14 protein-coding genes are annotated in these 15037 nt (G+C 73.3%); 4 read left to right on the top strand and 10 right to left on the bottom strand.

The genetic code is table 11. The features are described 5' to 3' along the window. Nucleotides 1–117 precede the first annotated feature (117 nt). Nucleotides 118–1185, top strand: coding sequence for an LCP family protein (locus AC0QU1_RS07150; protein WP_483575474.1), 1068 nt, complete (start codon nucleotides 118–120; stop codon nucleotides 1183–1185). Between the two features lie 4 nt (nucleotides 1186–1189). Here the strand turns inward: AC0QU1_RS07150 and AC0QU1_RS07155 are convergent, their stop codons facing one another. After that, nucleotides 1190–2971, bottom strand: coding sequence for a phospho-sugar mutase (locus tag AC0QU1_RS07155; protein WP_483575475.1), 1782 nt, complete (start codon nucleotides 2969–2971; stop codon nucleotides 1190–1192). Beyond that, nucleotides 2971–3810 (bottom strand): purine-nucleoside phosphorylase, encoded by an 840-nt coding sequence (locus tag AC0QU1_RS07160; RefSeq protein ID WP_483575476.1) that lies wholly within the window; start codon nucleotides 3808–3810, stop codon nucleotides 2971–2973. Before AC0QU1_RS07160 ends, AC0QU1_RS07155 begins: the two co-directional genes overlap by 1 nt. Nucleotides 3811–3898: 88 nt before the next feature. Between AC0QU1_RS07160 and AC0QU1_RS07165 the strand changes: the two genes are divergently transcribed. Continuing rightward, on the top strand, nucleotides 3899–5446 hold the full coding sequence (locus AC0QU1_RS07165) for an NAD(P)H-quinone dehydrogenase (RefSeq protein WP_483575478.1): 1548 nt from the start codon (nucleotides 3899–3901) through the stop codon (nucleotides 5444–5446). On the opposite strand, the gene AC0QU1_RS07170 is transcribed toward AC0QU1_RS07165, so the two are convergent. The 4 genes from AC0QU1_RS07170 to AC0QU1_RS07185 all read right to left on the bottom strand — a co-directional run bounded on the left by AC0QU1_RS07170 (nucleotide 5447) and on the right by AC0QU1_RS07185 (nucleotide 8885). After that, complete coding sequence (locus AC0QU1_RS07170) at nucleotides 5447–5911, bottom strand: hypothetical protein (RefSeq protein ID WP_483575480.1); 465 nt, start codon at nucleotides 5909–5911, stop codon at nucleotides 5447–5449. 9 nt (nucleotides 5912–5920) lie between these two features. Then, entirely contained in the window at nucleotides 5921–6421 is a 501-nt protein-coding gene (locus AC0QU1_RS07175; RefSeq protein WP_483575482.1) for an NUDIX domain-containing protein, read from the bottom strand. A gap of 48 nt (nucleotides 6422–6469) precedes the next feature. Beyond that, complete coding sequence (locus AC0QU1_RS07180) at nucleotides 6470–6940, bottom strand: hypothetical protein (protein WP_483575484.1); 471 nt, start codon at nucleotides 6938–6940, stop codon at nucleotides 6470–6472. A gap of 142 nt (nucleotides 6941–7082) precedes the next feature. Further along, a complete protein-coding gene (locus AC0QU1_RS07185; protein ID WP_483575486.1) occupies nucleotides 7083–8885 on the bottom strand; it encodes an acetyl/propionyl/methylcrotonyl-CoA carboxylase subunit alpha in 1803 nt (600 codons plus the stop codon). A 311-nt stretch (nucleotides 8886–9196) separates the two neighbouring features. On the opposite strand from AC0QU1_RS07185, the gene AC0QU1_RS07190 reads away from it, so the two are divergent. After that, nucleotides 9197–9886, top strand: a complete 690-nt coding sequence (locus tag AC0QU1_RS07190; RefSeq protein ID WP_483575488.1) for a Maf family protein — start codon at nucleotides 9197–9199, stop codon at nucleotides 9884–9886. Nucleotides 9887–9910: 24 nt separating this feature from the next. Here the strand turns inward: AC0QU1_RS07190 and AC0QU1_RS07195 are convergent, their stop codons facing one another. The 4 genes from AC0QU1_RS07195 to AC0QU1_RS07210 form a co-directional block, all read right to left on the bottom strand. Then, the gene (locus AC0QU1_RS07195; RefSeq protein WP_483575490.1) at nucleotides 9911–11611 is read right to left on the bottom strand and encodes a DUF885 domain-containing protein; all 1701 of its coding nucleotides are present in this window, start codon (nucleotides 11609–11611) and stop codon (nucleotides 9911–9913) included. Nucleotides 11612–11676: 65 nt separating this feature from the next. Continuing rightward, nucleotides 11677–11916 carry an acyl-CoA carboxylase epsilon subunit gene (locus AC0QU1_RS07200; RefSeq protein ID WP_483575492.1) on the bottom strand — a complete coding sequence of 80 codons (240 nt, stop codon included), beginning with the start codon at nucleotides 11914–11916 and terminating at the stop codon, nucleotides 11677–11679. Beyond that, on the bottom strand, nucleotides 11913–12437 hold the full coding sequence (locus tag AC0QU1_RS07205) for a hypothetical protein (RefSeq protein ID WP_483575494.1): 525 nt from the start codon (nucleotides 12435–12437) through the stop codon (nucleotides 11913–11915). The genes AC0QU1_RS07200 and AC0QU1_RS07205 overlap by 4 nt, the downstream gene beginning before the upstream one ends. A 23-nt stretch (nucleotides 12438–12460) precedes the next feature. After that, nucleotides 12461–14059: an acyl-CoA carboxylase subunit beta gene (locus tag AC0QU1_RS07210; protein ID WP_483575496.1), complete on the bottom strand. Its 1599-nt coding sequence runs from the start codon at nucleotides 14057–14059 to the stop codon at nucleotides 12461–12463. A gap of 119 nt (nucleotides 14060–14178) precedes the next feature. On the opposite strand from AC0QU1_RS07210, the gene AC0QU1_RS07215 reads away from it, so the two are divergent. Further along, nucleotides 14179–15015 carry a biotin--[acetyl-CoA-carboxylase] ligase gene (locus AC0QU1_RS07215; protein ID WP_483575498.1) on the top strand — a complete coding sequence of 279 codons (837 nt, stop codon included), beginning with the start codon at nucleotides 14179–14181 and terminating at the stop codon, nucleotides 15013–15015. The last annotated feature ends 22 nt before the right edge of the window (nucleotides 15016–15037 follow it).

Genomic DNA, 15037 nt, shown 5'->3' on the forward strand with positions numbered 1-15037 from the left:
CTCCCCTCTCTGTTCGGCTGTTGGCCGAGGCATATCGAAATTCACCCGGAAGGCCATTCTCCGGTTGCGGTGCATCCATAAGAGTAGTAGTCGAAATCGATACTAAGATCACCGGCCATGGCCGCACCCGACCGAATGAACGACTTTCTCTCCGCCGCCAATCCCGTGGACGGAGGCCTCCGCCACGCGCGACGTGGCAGGCGGAGCAAGGGATTTGTCGCGGCGCTCGTCGTCGGAGCGCTCCTGCTGGTCGGCGGCGGGGGGACCGCTGCGTACTTCGGCTACCGGGCGTCGCTCGACGACAACCTGGAGCGGCTCGACGCGTTCGAGGGGATCGACCCCGCGACGCGCCCCAGTGCGGCCCCCGGAGGGCCCACCGCACCCGTGAACATCCTGGTGCTCGGCTCCGACAGCCGGATCTCCGCCGGCGACCCGTCAGCCTGGGAGGCCGGTGCGCAGCGTACCGACGCGATCATGCTGGTGCACCTGTCCGCCGACCGGCAGACGGCGGCCGCGATCTCCATCCCGCGCGACTCGTGGGTGCCGATCCCCGGCTACGGCGAGGCCAAGATCAACGCCGCGTTCTCCTACGGCGGCCCGAGCCTCATGATCCAGACGGTGGAGGACCTCACCGGGGTCCGGATCGACCACTTCGCGGTGACTGACTTCGAGTCCTTCACGAGCCTCACCGACGCCCTCGACGGCGTCCAGATCACGATGTCCGACGGCGCCGGGGGCTCCGTGCGCCAGGTGATGACGGGCGAGGAGGCTCTCGCCTTCACCCGGGAGCGTCATGCCCTGGTCAACGGCGACTTCGGCCGCGTGCAGCGACAGCAGGCGTGGATGCGGGCGATCGTCGCGAAGGTCAACAACAGCCGGCGGGACCCGGTGCTGATGACGCGCTTCTTCGAGGCCGTGACCAGCTCGGTGGCGGTGGACGAGGGGTTGACGCTTGACCGGATGCAGGAGCTGTTCGACAGCGCGCGGGACATCTCGACGAACGACATCACGTTCATGACCGCCCCCTACACGGGCACGGGACGGAGCGCCGACGGGCAGTCGATCGTCGTGCTCGACCGCGCGACGTTCGACCCGCTCATGCGGGCCGTCGCGGCGGACGGGCTGCCGGACTTCCTGGCCGCCAACGAGGGGGCCATGGACGTCCTGCCCGCTGTGGTGAAGTAGCCGGTCAGAGCCCCAGCACCGCGCGGAGGTCCGCCTGCACGTGGCCCAGCCGCTCGCGCGCGGCCACCCGGGCTGCGGACAGCGCACCGGCGGAGGCGTCCGGGTCGACCGGCGCCATCACCTCGATGTAGCACTTGACCTTGGGCTCCGTGCCGCTGGGCCGCACGATCACCCGGGTGTCGTCGGCCGTGAGCAGCACCACACCGTCGGTCGGCGGCAGGCCGTCCATGCCCTCGGCGAGGTCGCGCACCGAGTCCACGGGCGAGCCAGCGAGGACCGACGGCGGCGCCTTGCGCAGCCACGCCATGATCGACTCGATCCGGCTGAGGTCGTCGAACCGCGCGGCCACCTGGCCCGTGACGTGCAGCCCGCAGGCGCGCGCGATGTCGTCGAGCTGGTCCAGCAGCGTGCGGCCGTCCGCGGCGAGCCGGCTCGCGAGCTGCGCGACGGCGACCGCCGCCGACAGGCCGTCCTTGTCCCGCACGTGCCCAGGGTCCACGCAGTAGCCGAGCGCCTCCTCGTACCCGAACACCAGGCCGGGCGTCCGGGAGATCCACTTGAACCCGGTGAGGGTGGTGGCGTGGTCCAGCCCGTGTCGCGTCGCGATGGCGGCCAGCGCGCGCGACGACACGACCGAGCAGGCCAGCGTGCCGCCGGTGCCCGCGCGCGCGGCACGCTCCGCGGCGTCCCAGCCGAGCAGCACGCCCACCTCGTCGCCGTGCAGCATGCGCCAGCCCTGCGACAGCGCCGTCTCGGCGCCCTGGTACGTCCCGTACTGCGGGTCGAAGACGGCCACGGCGCAGCGGTCGGCGTCCGGATCGTTGGCGATCACGAGGTTCGCGTGCGCGTCCTGCGCCAAGGCGAGCGCCATGTCGATCGCCCCCGGCTCCTCCGGGTTGGGGAAGGCCACGGTGGGGAAGTCCGGGTCGGGGTCCGCCTGCTCCTCCACCGGTACGACGTCGGTGAAGCCGGCCTCGGCCAGCACGCGCGCGACGGCGGCGCCGCCCACCCCGTGCAGCGAGGTGGTGACGATGCGCAGCCGGTGGCGCGGCTCGCCGTCGTGCAGCGTGGCCACTGCGGCGTGGTAGGCGTCGGTGATCTCCGGGCCGAGGACGGTCCAGCCGGACTCGGCGCGCGGCACGTCCTTCGCGGAGCGCACGAGGGCGATCTGGCCGGCGATCAGGGCGTCGTACGGCGGGACGATCTGCGCGCCCTGCCCCGCGTCGGTAACGATGCGCCCGCCGAGGTACACCTTGTAGCCGTTGTCGGCCGCCGGGTTGTGGCTCGCGGTGACCATGACGCCGGCGTCGGCGGACAGGTGGCGCACCGCGAAGGCGAGCACGGGTGTGGGGCCCGGGGCGGGCATGAGCAGCACCTCGGCCCCGGCCGCGACCAGGACGGCGGCCGTGTCGCGCGCGAAGGCGGCAGACCGGTGGCGGGCGTCGAAGCCGACCACGACGCGCGGGGTGCCCGCGCCGATCTCGGCGGTGAGGAACGCCCCGAGCCCGGCCGCGGCGGCGATCACGACGGCCCGGTTCATCCGGTTCGGCCCCGCCGCCATGGCGCCGCGCAGGCCGGCCGTGCCGAACTGGAGCGTGCCGGCGAACCGGTCGGCGAGCTCGGCGACGGCCAGGTCGGCCAGCACAGAGTCGTCCGTCCGGGCGACGAGTCTGCGCAGGTCCGCGATGTCGGCCTCGTCGACGTCGGCGGCGATCCAGGCCTCGGCGCGCGCGACGAGGTCGGGGACCGAGGGGGCACCCGTCGCGGCCGGCAGGTTGGCGGTCATCAGAGCTGCTTGATCACCCGGGCGAGCAGGTCGCTGATCCGCGGCCCGGCCTTCCGGCCCGCCTCCAGCACCTCCTCGTGGGAGAGCGGGTTGGGGCTGATCCCGGCGGCCAGGTTGGTGACCAGCGAGATGCCGAGCACGTCCATGCGGCAGTGCCGCGCGGCGATGGCCTCCAGCGCCGTCGACATGCCGACCAGGTCGGCGCCCATCAGGCCGGCCATCTTCACCTCGGCCGGCGTCTCGTACTGCGGGCCGTGGAACTGCGCGTACACGCCCTCGGGCAGGTCCGGGTCCACGCTCCGGGCGATCTCGCGCAGGCGGGGTGTGTAGATGTTCGTCATGTCGGCGAACTTGGCGCCCTCGAGCGGGGTCTTCCCGGTGAAGTTCAGGTGGTCCTTGAGCAGCACTGTCTGGCCGGGACGCCAGCCGATGTGCACGCTGCCGCAGCCGTTCGTGAGGATGGCGGTCTCGCAGCCGGCGGCCGCGGCGGTGCGGATGCCGTGGGCCACGCGCCGCACGCCGAGGCCCTCGTAGAGGTGCGTGCGGGAGCCGAGGACCAGTGCGTGCCGCACCGAGCCGTCGGGCCGCTCGACGCGGATCGAGCGGGTGGTGGACCGGTGGCCCTCGACGGCAGGCTTGACGAAGCCGGGGATCTCGGCGGTGGGGATCTCCGCGACGACGTCGCCGATCAGCTCGGCCGCGCCGCCCCACCCGGAGCCGAGGACGAGCGCGATGTCGTGCCCGGGCACCCCGGTCTTGGCCGCGATGTACTCCGCTGCGGCGGCGGCGACGTCGAACGGGTCGGTCGTCGGGTCGTCGAGATCTGGCTCCGTACTCATGGTCCGAGGTTATCGCCACTTTCCGCCTGGCACGCGCCCACGAGGGCACCGGCTTCGGGACGCTCCCCGACGATGCGAGAATGGACCCGTGACCCCCCTCGACCCCCCAGCAGTCCCGCCCCATGTCGTCGTCGTCGGCGGCGGCCCCGGCGGCTACGAGGCGGCCCTCGTGGCCCGCAGCCTCGGCGCTCAGGTCACCGTGGTGGAGCAGCAGGGGCTGGGCGGTGCGGCGGTCCTGACCGACGTCGTCCCCTCCAAGACGCTCATCGCCACCGCCGAGTGGATGACCATCGCCGACCGCGCCCCCGAGCTCGGCATCCGGATGCCCGACGACGACGTGGACCCGCTGTCCGAGGCCGACGTCTCGCTGGCGACCGGCGGCATCCCCGTCGTCCGCCCGTACGCGGCGCCCGGGCTGAACGGTGCGGGCGTGCAGGCAGCGGCCTCCGCCGCGGGGACCGGGGAGAAGCGCAAGCACTTCGTGGACCTGCTGGCCGTGAACAAGCGTGTGCTCGCGCTCGCGCGGGCGCAGAGTGCAGACATCCGCGGCCGCCTGGAGCGCGAGGGCATCCGGATCGTCGCGGGCAAGGGGCGCCTGGACGGCCCCACGCGCGTGGTCGCGGAGCTGGCCGACGGCGCGACGGAGGTGCTGCGCGCCGACTCCGTCCTGCTCGCGCTCGGTGCGACCCCCCGCACGCTGCCCAGCGCGCTGCCCGACGGCGAGCGCATCCTCACCTGGACGCAGATGTACAACCTGCGCGAGCTGCCCGAGCGACTCATCGTCGTGGGCTCCGGCGTCACCGGCGCCGAGTTCGCGGGCGCGTACAACGCCCTGGGGTCTGACGTCGTGCTCGTCTCCAGCCGTGACCGCGTGCTGCCCGGCGAGGACGAGGACGCCGCAGAGCTCCTGGAGGGCGTCTTCCGCTCGCGCGGCATGACCGTGCTGTCCCGCTCGCGCGCGGCGTCCGCCGTCCGCACCGACGGCGGCGTCGAGGTGACCCTGTCCGACGGGCACGTGGTGCACGGCTCGCACGTGCTCGTCGCGGTCGGCGGCGTGCCCGCGACGTCGGGCATCGGGCTGGAGGAGGCGGGGGTGCGTCTGTCCGAGACGGGGCACGTCGTGGTGGACCGCGTCTCGCGCACCTCGGTGCGCGGCGTGTACGCGGCCGGCGACTGCACGGGCGTGCTGCCGCTCGCATCGGTGGCCGCGATGCAGGGCCGGATCGCGATGGCGCACGCGCTGGGCGACTCCGTCCAGCCGCTCGCGCTGCGGACCGTCGCCTCGAACATCTTCACGGCGCCCGAGATCGCCACCGTCGGCTACAGCGAGGAGAAGCTGCGCGCGCAGAACTCCCGCTTCATCACGACGACGCTGCCGCTCGCGCGCAACCCGCGCGCCAAGATGCTCGGCGTCAAGGACGGGTTCGTGAAGCTCTTCGCGCACCCGGAGGCGGGTGTGGTGCTCGGCGGCGTGGTGGTCGCGCCGCGTGCGTCGGAGCTGATCTTCCCGATCACGCTGGCGGTGCAGCACCGGCTCACGGTGGAGAACGTGGCGTCGGCGTTCACGATCTACCCGTCGCTGTCGGGCTCGATCGCCGAGGGCGCGCGCGTCCTGGACGCCCGCGTGGGCAAGTAGCTACGCGACCGACGCGTCCAGCACGATCTCGCCGCCCGTCACCTTCGCGCCGACGACGGTGACGCCGGGGACCTTGGCCTCCAGCAGCCGCTCGACGTCGACGGCGATCCGCGCGTCCGGCTGCACGTCCACGACGCCCGGCGGCAGGCCCTGCTTCGCGACCTCCTGCTCGATCGGCGCGGCCGCGAGGCTGAGCAGCCGGTGCGCCGGGAGCCCCGCGGCGTTCACCTCGACCGACAGCGTGGCCACACCGCGCTCGAACGAGGCGAGCTTCACGTCGGCCCGCACGATCGGGGCGATCTTCACGGCCAGCTTGAGCGGGCCGGGCAGGGTCTCCAGCCGGCGCAGGTCCGCGACCACGCGGATCACGTCCCCGTCGCCGACGACGGAGCTGATGACGGGCGGGGCCTGCTGGGCGATCCTGGCCAGGCCGAGTACCTCTTCGGGTGCGATCCGGATATGCACGATTCGACCCTAACCCAGCAGCGCGAGCAGGCGGGGGAGGGCCTCGCCGAACGCGGGCAGCAGGGTGAGGTCGTCGAGGTCGCGGAGGCTCACCCAGCGCACCTCCAGGCTCTCCGGGTCGGCGGCGCGCGGCTCGACGACGTGCCCGGCGGCGACGTCCGCCACCACCGTCGTGTACGACCAGACCGGGTGCTCCAGCACGTGCGTGGCCACGACGTGCACAGCCGCCGGGTCGATCGCCGCCTCCTCCGCGGCCTCGCGCAGGGCGCCGGCCTCCGGCTTCTCGTCGGGGGCGAGCGCGCCGCCCGGAATGCCCCAGGTGCCGCCCATGTGCGACCACAGGGCGCGGTGCTGGAGCACCGCGTGCGACGGCTCGCCGTCGGCGTCGCGGCGGACGAGCAGCAGCCCGGCCGCGCCGAACAGGCCCCAGTGCCGGTGGTCCCCGCAGGTCACCCAGCCGTCACCGCCGTGCCGGTGCAGGTGGGCGAGGGGCGCGGTCGGGTTCGGCACGGCGTCAGTCTGTCAGGTCAGGGCGCGGGCTGTCAGCGAGCGGCGCGCTCAGGCCTCGGCGGAGACACCCTCGACGACCACCTTGCCGTGCTCGAACCGGAAGTCGGTCACCTCGGCGAACCTCCCGCGCATCAGGGCGCGCACGTCGAGCGAGACGGTACCGTCCTTGCGGAGCTGGACGGCGTTCTCGGGCAGCCCGCTCTTGCGGGCCATCTTGTCGATCGTGCCCGCGGCGAGCGGGAGCAGCTTGGTGGCGGGCAGGCCCGCGGCGTCGGCCTCGACCTGGAGCACCGCGATGTTCTGCCACACCGACGTGATGCGCGCGGACGCGTGCATGACCGGGACGGCCTTGGCCGCGATCTTGACGGGCAGCGGGGCATAGGTGAGGCGGCGCAGGTCCGCCGTCACGGCGATGACGCCGTCGTCACAGGTCAGCTCGCTGACGAACGACGGAAGGGTCTTGCGAGGACGAACCAGGGCGATGGCCTCTTCGGGGCTGAGAACTACGACATGTGTCACGTCGCAGAACCTAGCCGATCAGATGCAGGCCAATGGGGGCGAATGGCTCTGATCAGGGCTCATCGAGCCCTTTTCACCCTTGTTGATAGCGGAAATCACCCAGGGGTTTTGCTGCCCGGCGTGCTCGACCGGCCGGCCCGCCTCAGTCGACGATCTCGCACAGCACGGCGCCCGCCGTCACGCCGGCACCCGGCTCGGCCGTCAGGGAGCGCACGGTGCCCGACCGGTGGGCGAGGATCGGCTGTTCCATCTTCATGGCCTCCAGCACGACGACGAGGTCGCCCTCGGCCACCTGCGCGCCCTCCTCGACCGCCACCTTGACGATGGTGCCTTGCATGGGCGAGGCCAGCGTGCTCCCGGCCGACCCGCCAGAGGACTTGGTCCCGGCCGCACGCCGCGGACGGCGGGCCGCGTTCGCCGAGCGTGCGCGGCCGGCCGCCACGCCGAGGCCCGCGGGCAGCACGACCTCCAGCCGCCGTCCGCCCACCTCGACGACGACGCGCTCGGCCATGACCTCCTCGGCCTCCGGCTCGGCGGGCGCGGGCGCCGTCTGGGCCAGGGCGGTGAGGGTCTCGGTGAACTCGGTCTCGATCCACCGGGTGTGCACGCGGAACGGCGAGCCGTCGGCCGGGACGAACGCGTCGGCGTCGAGCACCGCCTGGTGGAACGGGACCACCGTCGGGATGCCCTCGACCACGAGCTCGCGCAGCGCGCGGCGGGCCCGCTCGACCGCCTGGGTTCGCGTGGCGCCCGTGACGATCAGCTTGGCGATCATGGAGTCGAAGGCGCCGGAGACCGGGTCGCCGGCGACCACGCCGGTGTCGACGCGCACGCCGGGCCCCGACGGCCACACGACCGTGTTCAGGCGCCCCGGGGCGGGGAGGAAGCCCGCGGCCGGGTCCTCGCCGTTGATGCGGAACTCGATGGAGTGCCCGCGCACGGGCGGGGAGTGGTAGCCGAGCGCCTCACCCGCGGCGATGCGGAGCTGCTCCCGGACCAGGTCGATGCCCGTGACCTCCTCGGTCACCGGGTGCTCCACCTGGAGCCGGGTGTTCACCTCGAGGAAGGAGATGGTGCCGTCGGCGCCCACCAGGAACTCGCAGGTGCCGGCGCCCACGTACCCGGCCTCGCGCAGGATGGCCTCCGACGCCGCGTACAGCGACTTCTCCTGCTCGGGCGTGAGGAACGGCGCGGGCGCCTCCTCGACCAGCTTCTGGTGCCGCCGCTGCAGGGAGCAGTCCCTGGTCGAGACCACGACGACGTTGCCGTGGGTGTCCGCGAGGCACTGGGTCTCCACGTGCCGTGGCTTGTCCAGGTAGCGCTCCACGAAGCACTCGCCGCGGCCGAACGCCGCCGTCGCCTCGCGGACCGCCGACTCGTAGAGCTCGTCGATCTCCTCGAACGTGCGCGCGACCTTCAGGCCGCGCCCGCCGCCGCCGAACGCGGCTTTGATGGCGATGGGCAGCCCGTGCTCCTGCGCGAAGGCGCGCACCTCGCCGCTGTCCTGGACCGGGTCGGGCGTGCCGGGCACCAGGGGAGCGCCCGCGCGCTGCGCGATGTGCCGCGCGCTCACCTTGTCACCCAGCGCCTCGATGGCCGACGGCGGGGGGCCGATCCAGGTCAGCCCTGCGTCGATCACCGCCTGCGCGAACTGGGCGTTCTCCGACAGGAAGCCGTAGCCGGGGTGCACGGCGTCGGCGCCGGAGCGGCGGGCGACGTCGAGCAGCTTGGCCGGGTCCAGGTAGGTGTCGGCGGCGCGGGCGCCGCCGAGCGCGAAGGCCTCGTCGGCCAGCCGGACGTGCAGGGCCTCGCGGTCCTGGTCGGCGTAGACCGCAACGGACGCCAGCCCCGCGTCGGCGCATGCACGGGCCACGCGGACGGCGATCTCACCGCGGTTGGCGATGAGCACCTTCGACAGGGTTCTGGGCAGGCTCGAACTAGGCACGGCTCACCGTAACCCGACCGTACGCGGCCGACGTACTGCCTCCCCGCCCGACGGAGAAAGTCTGGAGAGCAGACCAACCCCGGCGCGAGCCGTTTGGAGGGTTCGGACATGGCGGCGACGCTGGGCAGCCGAATGCGGGTCCCGCGCTTGTGCACATCCGGCAGACGGCCGTGCCGCGGGCCCCGCACCACGGTCCGGGGCGACAGCCGGGCAGGATCGCCGCCGCCCGTGGCCGGAGTGACGTGGGTCACGTCGCGCGGATCTCGCATTTCTCTGTTTCGCCCGGCCGCTTACTCGTTACTGTGTCGCGCGTGCCACGCCTGGTCCTCGCCTCACAGTCTCCCGCCCGCCTCGCGACGCTGACCTCCGCCGGAGTCACCCCGGACGTCGTGGTCTCCGGCGTGGACGAGGACAAGGTCCTCGCCGACGCCGCCGACCGGTTCGGCGAGCTCGACCCCACCGACGCCGTGCTCGTCCTGGCCCAGGCCAAGGCCGAGGAGGTGGCGGCCCGCCTGGAGGAGGCGCGCGACGAGGCCGAGACGCCCGACGGACCGCTGGCCGCCCAGGCGCCGGCCGACCTCATCGTCGTCGGCTGCGACTCCATGCTCGAGGTCGATGGCACCGTCGTGGGCAAGCCCGCCGACGCCGACGTCGCGCGCGAGCGCTGGCGGTCTATGCGCGGCGGCAAGGGCGTGCTGCACACGGGCCACTGGGTGGTCGACCTGCGCGACGACGCCTCCGGCGGCACGGGCGGCACCATCGGGTCGACCAGCTCCACCACCGTCTGGTTCGCCGACATCGACGACGACGAGATCGACGCCTACGTCGCCACCGGCGAGCCGCTGCACGTCGCGGGCGCCTTCACGATCGACGGCCTGGGCGGCCCGTACGTCGAACGCATCGAGGGCGACCACCACGGCGTCGTCGGCATCAGCCTCCCGCTCCTGCGTGAGCTGCTCGCCGACCTGGGCGTGGCCTGGCGGGACCTCCGCACCACCTGAGCGGCGCCCGCCAGGCCGGGCCCGTCAGGCCAGCGCCTCGCGAAGGGTGTCCAGGCCCACCGAACCCAGGTTGAGCGCCCGCGCGTGGAACGCCTTGGCGTCGAACCCCTCGCCGCGGCCGGCGGCGGCCGCCCGGGCGCCGTCCCGCGTCTGCTCCCAGAGGCGCTGCCCCACCTTGTACGACGGCGCCTGCCCCGGCCAGCCGAGGTACCGGTTGAACTCGAACCGGACGAACGGCTCCGGCATGTTCACGTTGGCCTTGAGGAACGGCCAGGCCTTCTCCGCGGTCCAGGTGCCGCCGCCCCACTCCTCGGGCGCCCGCAGGCCCAGGTGCATGCCGATGTCGAACACCACGCGGGCCGCGCGCAGGCGCTGCGCGTCGAGCATGCCGAGGCGGTCGCCCGGGTCGTCCAGGTAGCCGAGGTCGGCCATGAGGCGCTCGGCGTACAGGGCCCAGCCCTCGCCGTGGCCCGACACCCAGCAGGCCAGCCGGCGCCAGGTGTTGAGCGTGTCGCGCGCGAACACGGCCTGGCCGCACTGCAGGTGGTGGCCCGGAACGCCCTCGTGGTAGACGGTCGTCTTCTCGCGCCAGGTGTTGAACTCGGTGACGCCGGCGGGCACGGCCCACCACATGCGGCCGGGCCGCGACCAGTCGTCGCTCGGCGGGGTGTAGTAGATGCCGCCCGACTGGGTCGGCGCGATCATGCACTCCAGGTCCAGCACGGGTTCCGGCACGTCGAAGTGGGTGCCGTTCAGCGCGGCGATCGCGGCGTCGGACGTCTCCTGCATCCAGGCCTTGAGCGCGTCGGGGCCGAGGAGCCTGCGCGCGGGGTCGGCGTCGAGGGCGGCCACCGCCTCCTCGACCGTTGCGCCGGGGCCCGCGATGGTCGCTGCCACCGCCTCCTGCTCCGCGACGATGCGGGCCAGCTCCTCCAGGCCCCACGCGTAGGTCTCGTCGAGGTCCACGGTGGCGCCGAGGAAGTACCGCGAGAACAGCGTGTACCGGTCGCGGCCGACGGCGTCGGCCTCGGGGGCCCGGGGCGCGAGATCCTGCTCCAGGAAGTCCGCGAGCTTCGCGTAGGCCGCGTGGGCCGCCGTCGCGCCGTGCTCCAGCTCCTTGCGGACCAGGCTGCAGGCCGCGGACTCGTCCAGCACCGCGTCGACGGCCGGGCCCCGCGTGAACGACGTGAAGAAGGAGTCCGCGCCGGCCAGCTCGCGCGCCTGCTCGATGCACTCGCGCACCTGGCGGATCGCCGCGACGTTCCCCTGCGCGGCCGCTGCGGTGAGCGACTCGATGTACCCGTCGACGGCGCCGGGGAGGCCGTTGAGCCGAGAGGCGATGTTCTCCCAGGCCTCCACCGAGTCGGTGGCCATGATGTCGAACACGTCGCGGAGCTGCTGCACCGGCGACTCGATGTTGTTGAGGCTGCGCAGGTTCTCGCCGGCCTCGTGCAGCTCCAGGTCCAGCCCGATGCGCTCGCGCATCGCGGACAGCGTGACCCGGTCGACGTCGTCCGCAGGCTCCACGCCGTCGAGCTTCGCCAGGACGTCGCGCCCGGCCTGGGCGACGGCGTCGTGTCCGGCCGGCGAGAGATCGCCGATCTCGTGATCGTGTCCGGGCAGGCCCATGGCCGTGGCGGACAGCGGGACGAGCTCGGTGAGGCGGGTGACGTAGGCGTCGGCCACGGCGTCGATCGGCGTGGGCGTGCGTGTGGGGCTGACCATGGCCGGAGCCTACGGTGCGGAGTCCGGGGCGCGCAGGTGGTTTCCCGCACCGCCCGGCCCGGCGGTCAGGACCGCAGGCTCCACCGCCACGCGTCGGCGTTGTGCCGCCCCGCGCGTCCGCCGAAGTTCTTGGCCGTGGCCGCTCCGTTCCCGCGCAGCACGCGTGCGCGGTTGGTCCACTCGTCGAGCGGCGCTGCGTCCTCGGGCTCGGAGCCGGCCGCCGCGACCGCCGCGAGGCCCGCGACCAGGGCGGCCACCTCGACGTCGTCCGGCTCGCCGCGGACGACGCGCACCTGGGGGCTCACTCGCCGTCCTCCTCGTAGAAGCCGAAGCCGGGCGCCTCGCCGCGCGAGGCCGCCCACTCGGCGATGTCGTAGCCGCCCTCGGAGAGCTGCGTCGCCACGGACTCGCCGGCGGCGTCGAGCAGGTCGATCACCCCGTCGAGGGAGGCGTCGCCGCCCCGCGCGCCGACGACGAAGCCCAGGTAGAACGACTCGCCGTCCTCCGGCTGGCCGGAGTCGTCGACGTCGTCGGCCTCACCCTCGCCGTCCGGCTCCCACACGGACGAGGTGAGGTCGGGGTGCATGCCCAGCGAGCCGTGCAGCGCGTCGAACAGGGCGGCGTTCAGGTGCCCCACCTTCGACTCCAGGGCGAGCACCCGCGGGTCCTCGTCCGCCTCCGCCGCACCGAACTCGGCGCGAACGCCCACGGCCGTCCCCACGTAGTCGTGCAGCGCGGCCGCCAGTGCGTCGACGGCGCGGTGCATCGGCTCGGGGTCGACGCGGCCCATCGGCGCCGGGCCGTGGGTGGCGTCCTCGTGGCTCATCTGTTCCTCCGTCTTCCCGCCGGTCAGAGCGGGATGTTGCCGTGCTTCTTCGGAGGAAGCGTAGATCGCTTGGTGCGCAGCGCGCGAAGCGCACGCACCACTTGCACTCGGGTCTCGGACGGGCGGATGACCGCGTCGACGTACCCGCGCTCCGCGGCGTCCCACGGGTTGACGATGGCGTCCTCGTACTCGGCCGTCAGCCGGGCGCGCTCGGCCTCGACGTCGCCGCCCGCCTCCTGGACCGTCTTCAGCGCGCCGCGCTGCAGGATGTTCACGGCGCCGCTCGCGCCCATGACGGCGATCTGGGCGGTCGGCCAGGCCAGGTTGACATCCGCGCCGAGCTGCTTGGAGCCCATGACGATGTACGCGCCGCCGTAGGCCTTGCGCGTGATGATCGTGACCAGCGGCACCGTGGCCTCCGCGTACGCGTAGATCAGCTTGGCGCCGCGCCGGATGATGCCCTGGTGCTCCTGCCCGACGCCGGGGAGGAAGCCCGGCACGTCGACGAACGTCAGCACCGGGATGTTGAACGCGTCGCAGGTGCGCACGAACCGCGCGGCCTTCTCGGCGGCGTCGATGTCGAGCGTGCCGGCCATCGACTGCGGCTGGTTGGCGATGATGCCGACCGACTGGCCCTCGACGTGCCCGAACCCGATCAGCACGTTGGTCGCGAACATCGGCTGGACCTCCAGGAACGACTCCGGGTCCAGGACCGCCTCGACGGCCTCGCGCATGTCGTAGGGCTGGTTGTCGCTGTCGGGGATCAGCTCGTCCAGCGCCTCGTCCTCGGGCGTGACCTCGAGTGGTGTATCGGAGTCCGGCGGGAACGCGGGCGCGTCCGAGAGGTTGTTCTGCGGCAGGTAGCTCACCAGGTGGCGCACGTAGTCGAGGGCGTCGTCCTCGTCGTGGCCCATGTAGTGCGCGACTCCCGACTTCGAGTTGTGCGTGCGGGCGCCGCCCAGCGTCTCGAAGTCGACGTCCTCGCCCGTCACCGTGCGGATCACGTCCGGGCCGGTGATGAACATGTTGGAGGTCTGGTCGGCCATCACGATGAAGTCCGTCAGGGCGGGGGAGTACACCGCACCGCCCGCGCTCGGGCCGAGGATCAGCGAGATCTGCGGGATCACGCCCGACGCCGCCACGTTGCGGCGGAACATCTCCGCGAACTGCGTCAGGGCCGCGACACCCTCCTGGATGCGGGCGCCGCCGCCGTCGCTGATGCCGATGAGCGGCACGCCCGTGCGCAGCGCGAGGTCCTGCACCTTGGTGATCTTCTGGCCGTGCACCTCGCCGAGGCTCCCGCCGAACACCGTGAAGTCCTGGGAGTAGACGCAGACCTGGCGGCCGTCGATCGTCCCGTAGCCGGTCACGACGCCGTCGCCCGCTATCCGCTTCTTGTCCAGGCCGAAGTTGCGGCTGCGGTGCTTGGCCAGCGCGTCCAGCTCGGTGAAGCTGCCCTCGTCGAGCAGCGCCTCGATGCGCTCGCGGGCCGTCTTCTTGCCCCGCTTGTGCTGCTTCTCCTTGGCCGTCTCCTCTGGCGTGTCGACGGCGGCGGCCCGGCGGGCGTCGAGGTCGTCGAGCTTGGCGCGCGTGCCGGAGAGGGTGGTGGTGGCGTCGTTCACGTCTCCGAGCGTAGTTGTCGGATGCCTCCGGCTCGATGCGGGAGGGTCCAGCGGGTCGCGCCGCAGCCTTGTGGGTTTCCTCCAAGGGCAGGCGGAGGCGTGAGGAGAGAGGATGAGGTGTGCACCAGTCCCTCTACCTGGACCGGCTGTCCGTCCCCGGGTTCGCCCGGGTCGAGGTGGTCGAGACCTCGCCGTCGACCAACGCGGAGCTCGCCGCCGCCGTCCAGTCCGATCCGGACGCCTGGCCGTCGCCGTCGGCCCTGATCGCCGAGGAGCAGACCGCCGGCCGCGGCCGCGCCGGGCGGTCCTGGCAGACGCCGCCGCGCGCCGGGCTCACCGTGTCCGTACTGCTGCGGCCCCGGGTCCCGGCGACGGCGCTCGGCTGGCTCCCGCTGCTGGCGGGCCTTGCGGTGGTGCGCACGGTGTCCGACGACGGCGTGCGCGCCGCCGTGAAGTGGCCCAACGATGTGCTGCTGCCCGCCGCCGACCCCGTGGCGGGGCTCGGGCGGCACCGCAAGGTCGCCGGGATCCTCGCCGAGGTGGTGCCGGAGGCGCCGGGCACGGCCTTGGGCGCGGCGGCCGTCGTGCTCGGGATCGGGCTCAACGTGGCCCAGTCCGCCGACGAACTGCCGGTGCCGACGGCGACGTCGCTGGCGCTCGCCGGGCACCCGCGGCCCGACCGGACCGACGTGCTGGTGCGGCTGCTGGGCGAGGTGCACGCTGTCGTGCGGCGCTGGGAGCGGGCGGACGGCGACGCGGCGGCGGCCGGCCTGCTGGACGAGTACACGGCGGTGTCCGCGACGCTCGGGACCCGGGTGCGCGCCGAGCTCGCCGGGGGTGCGGGCGTGCTGGAAGGCGAGGCTGTCGGCCTGGACGGGTCGGGGGCGCTGGTGGTGCGCACCGAGGCGGGCCAGGAGCGCGCGGTGACCGCCGGCGACGTCTGGCACCTGCGGTGACGCCCGGCTGGTGACGCCCGCG

The sequence above is a fragment of the Promicromonospora noduliphila genome, assembly GCF_056951025.1.

What these genes read in the sequence shown, in the direction of transcription:
- AC0QU1_RS07150 (WP_483575474.1), top strand. Translation starts at nt 118, where the DNA reads ATGGCCGCACCCGACCGAATGAACGACTTTCTCTCCGCCGCCAATCCC.
- AC0QU1_RS07155 (WP_483575475.1), bottom strand. Translation starts at nt 2,971, where the DNA reads ATGACCGCCAACCTGCCGGCCGCGACGGGTGCCCCCTCGGTCCCCGAC.
- AC0QU1_RS07160 (WP_483575476.1), bottom strand. Translation starts at nt 3,810, where the DNA reads ATGAGTACGGAGCCAGATCTCGACGACCCGACGACCGACCCGTTCGAC.
- AC0QU1_RS07195 (WP_483575490.1), bottom strand. Translation starts at nt 11,611, where the DNA reads ATGGTCAGCCCCACACGCACGCCCACGCCGATCGACGCCGTGGCCGAC.
- AC0QU1_RS07205 (WP_483575494.1), bottom strand. Translation starts at nt 12,437, where the DNA reads ATGAGCCACGAGGACGCCACCCACGGCCCGGCGCCGATGGGCCGCGTC.